This window comes from Salinivibrio sp. PR919 (genome assembly GCF_001995355.1).
Classification (GTDB): Bacteria; Pseudomonadota; Gammaproteobacteria; order Enterobacterales; family Vibrionaceae; genus Salinivibrio; species Salinivibrio proteolyticus.
Map to the genome: position 1 here is coordinate 1 of NZ_MUFL01000144.1, position 3,792 is coordinate 3,792.

A 3,792-nucleotide genomic window follows, 5' to 3' on the forward strand; every position below is an offset into this window, starting at 1 on the left:
ACGGAATACGGAATACGGAATACGGAATACGGAATACGGAATACGGAATACGGAATACGGAATACGGAATACGGAATACGGAAAAAGCCTATCGTGCCGGTGCCGATGGGTAAAGGTCCTAGATCCTAAGATTCTAGGGGCGGCTTTTCTGCTCTTCTCCGTACTCCGTAATCGAAGCGCTCCGTATTCCCATTCACGAATGCTAAAGACTAAAAAGTAGGCCCTGATTACGCAGTTCGGCGAGGGTTTTCCCTGCCTTATCTTTTTCAGAAAGGAGGGGAGCAACCGTTAATGGCCACTGAATGCCGAGCTCGGGGTCGTCCCACTGCAAGGTCACCTCAGCTGCTGGATTGTAGAAATCCGTGCATTTGTAGACAAACTCGGCTTCCTTACTCGTCACATAAAAGCCATGAGCGAACCCCTCGGGTATCCAAAGCTGGCGCTTATTCTCTGCAGAGAGGTATACCCCCACCCACTGCCCACAGGTGGAGGAGCCTTGGCGTAAATCAACTGCCACATCAAACACTTCACCGCTCACTACCCGTACGAGCTTGCCTTGCGTATTTTGCGTTTGGTAATGCAAGCCACGCAAAATACCTTGCGCAGATTTAGAGTGGTTGTCTTGCACAAAAGAGGTTGGCTTACCTGTGACTTGCTCATCAAAGCGTTTTTGATTCCAAGTTTCCATGAAAAAGCCTCGTTCGTCGCCAAATACAGACGGCTCGATAATTTTAATATCGGGAATTGCGGTATTAATTACTTGCATCAGATTCGTCCTGATAATCGCTGAGGTTGGTCAGTGCACATTGCCAATCACTGGGCGGAATTGAGAATTGGGCCATTATTTGCGTGGTATCTAAACGCGAATTCGCCGGTCTTTTAGCTGGGGTGGGATACTCAGCTGTTGAAATAGGCGTCACTGTCGGCACAGTTTTTAGGATGCCTTGTTGGTACGCGCAAGCAAAAACCGCAGACGCAAATTCATACCAACTTACATGCGGGTAGCCGGTAAAATGATACAGGCCATAGCGGGGATTATCATCTTCTTCAAGGTGTTGCGCGATACGAATCAGGGCACTTGCGATATCACCTGCGTAAGTCGGCCCACCCAACTGATCATTGACGACATTTAACGTGTTTCTTTGCGACGCTAAGCGCAGCATAGTTTTAACGAAGTTGCCACCCTGCTCACCAAACACCCACGCCGTGCGCAAAATAATGTGCTTAGAGCACGCTCGCTGTACCGCCAGCTCTCCGGCTAGCTTGCTTGCACCATATACACTGTGTGGGTCGGTTTGGTCAGTCTCTCTATATGGCGCTTCATTGCAACCCGAGAACACGTAATCGGTTGATAAATGCAGTAATGTAGCTTGGTGCTGCTCAGCAGCTTCTGCCAAGTATTTGGGCCCATCTCGGTTCACGGCATAGGCTTTCTCGACATCACTTTCAGCGTTATCCACAGCGGTGTAAGCTGCTGCATTGATGATCACACTCGGCTTGAATGCGTTGACCTTTTTTATCACCGCTTGACGATCAGTAATGTCGAGTTCATCTTTCGTGCACGCCAGCATGGTGATCTGTTTTTTTGCGGTGAGCTGTTTAACAAGACAATGACCCACTTGGCCTTGACTACCGGTTATTAAGATGCGCATTCAGGATGTCCTTTAACTGTCGATTCCTTAACCAGTTTTGCTAGATACTGCCCATAATCGTTCTTCATCATCGGCTCAGCTAAAGCCCTCAGCTGTTCGTCTGTTAGCCACCCTTGTCGCCATGCGATTTCTTCCAAACAGGCGACTTTGAGCCCTTGCACATTTTCAATGGTTTGTACAAAAGAAGATGCTTCATGCAAGCTTTCATGGGTGCCAGTATCTAGCCATGCAAATCCACGCCCTAGAAGCTCGACTTTGAGTGTCTCATCATGCAAATACATTTCATTAATCGCGGTGATCTCAAGCTCTCCACGGGCTGAAGGTTTGACCTGCTTTGCCATCTCAACCACTCGGTTATCATAAAAGTACAACCCAGTGACCGCGTACTGAGACTTAGGCTTAGACGGTTTTTCTTCGATGGAGATGGCATTCATTTCATCGTCAAACTCAACCACGCCAAAGCGCTCAGGATCTTTGACCTGATAACCAAAGACAGTCGCGCCAGACTCTCGTGCCGCAGCACGTTTAAGCGTGCTTGAAAACGACTGACCATAAAAAATGTTATCGCCGAGTACCAAACATACACTGTCATCACCGATAAACTGCTCGCCAATGATAAAGGCCTGCGCCAAGCCATCTGGACTAGGCTGAACGGCGTACTCAAGACGAACCCCAAAGTCAGAACCATCACCGAGAAGACGCTTAAAACTCGCGTTATCTTCTGGCGTGGTAATGATTAAAATGTCTCGAATGCCCGCTAGCATCAACGTTGACAGCGGGTAGAACACCATTGGCTTGTCATAAATGGGTAGGAGCTGTTTAGAAACGCCACGTGTGAGTGGATATAACCGTGTACCCGACCCACCAGCAAGGATAATTCCTTTCATAAAAATACGTCCTAGGTTCTTGCGCCTAGGCCCAAGAGAACACTCGAGCCAAGGAGTCACTATTTGATAATACTTGAGGCTAGTTTGTACCCAAGCGCTCTCGTGAGTAGGAGCCATCAAGCACTCGCTGCCACCATTCACGGTTGGCCAAGTACCATTCCACCGTTTTTCGAATCCCTGACTCAAAGGTTTCTTCTGGTCGCCAACCCAGATCCTTTTCAATCTTGGAAGCATCAATTGCATAGCGACGATCGTGACCGGGTCGGTCTTGAACATATGTAATTAGCGAAGCGTGCTGCGTGCCGGTCGAATAGCCTCGCTGATCCATCGGTGCGAGTTCGTCCATGATGGTGCAAATTGTTTTCACGACATCGATATTTTTCTTTTCGTTGTGACCGCCGATATTGTAGGTTTCGCCCACCGCCCCTTCAGTGACAACGCGGTATAACGCACGCGCGTGATCATCGACAAACAGCCAATCGCGAATTTGCGTTCCATCGCCATATACGGGTAGCGCTTTACCTTCTAACGCGTTCAGGATCACCAGAGGGATCAGTTTTTCAGGAAAGTGATAGGGGCCGTAGTTGTTCGAGCAGTTGGTGATAATGGTCGGTAACTCGTAAGTGCGTTGCCAAGCACGTACTAAATGGTCACTGGACGCTTTTGAGGCAGAATACGGGCTTGAGGGAGCGTACGGCGTTGATTCCGTAAAAAGCGCATCTGTATGATGTAAATCGCCATACACCTCATCCGTGGAGATATGATGAAAGCGAAAAGCTGTTTTTTTCTCATCGCTGAGCGTATTCCAATAGCGCCGGCTGACCTCCAGCAAGGTGTAGGTGCCAACAATATTGGTCTCAATAAACGCAGCAGGACCATCAATTGAGCGATCGACATGCGACTCAGCCGCTAGGTGCATAATGGCATCAGGCTGGTGAGTATCAAATACTCGCTCAAGTGATGCTTTGTCACATATATCAATTTGCTCAAACGTGTAGCGGTTACTTTTATCAACATCCACTAGCGACTCTAAGTTGCCCGCGTAGGTTAATTTATCAACATTGATGACCGAGTCTGTTGTCTGATTGATGATATGCCGAATCACTGCAGAGCCAATAAAACCCGCTCCTCCTGTCACTAGAATCTTCATTTTTGTCCTTTATTGATATATCGGCGCCGTAAGTACGCAATACTAAAGATGATTCAATTATCTTATAGGAAATGAAGGCCATGCAAGGCACCGAGAGAAAAGT

General features: G+C 48.0%; 4 protein-coding genes. All 4 read right to left on the reverse strand.

All coding sequences use genetic code 11. From position 1 onward, the window contains the following. Positions 1–202: 202 nt before the first annotated feature. Positions 203–766, reverse strand: a complete 564-nt coding sequence (gene rfbC / locus BZG83_RS16050) for a dTDP-4-dehydrorhamnose 3,5-epimerase (protein WP_077482051.1) — start codon at positions 764–766, stop codon at positions 203–205. Next, positions 753–1,652, reverse strand: coding sequence for a dTDP-4-dehydrorhamnose reductase (gene rfbD / locus BZG83_RS16055; protein WP_077482053.1), 900 nt, complete (start codon positions 1,650–1,652; stop codon positions 753–755). Before rfbD ends, rfbC begins: the two co-directional genes overlap by 14 nt. Beyond that, a complete protein-coding gene (gene rfbA / locus BZG83_RS16060) occupies positions 1,640–2,539 on the reverse strand; it encodes a glucose-1-phosphate thymidylyltransferase RfbA (RefSeq protein ID WP_077482055.1) in 900 nt (299 codons plus the stop codon). Before rfbA ends, rfbD begins: the two co-directional genes overlap by 13 nt. Before the next feature lie 79 nt (positions 2,540–2,618). Continuing rightward, positions 2,619–3,689, reverse strand: a complete 1,071-nt coding sequence (gene rfbB, locus BZG83_RS16065) for a dTDP-glucose 4,6-dehydratase (RefSeq protein WP_077482057.1) — start codon at positions 3,687–3,689, stop codon at positions 2,619–2,621. Positions 3,690–3,792 lie beyond the last annotated feature (103 nt).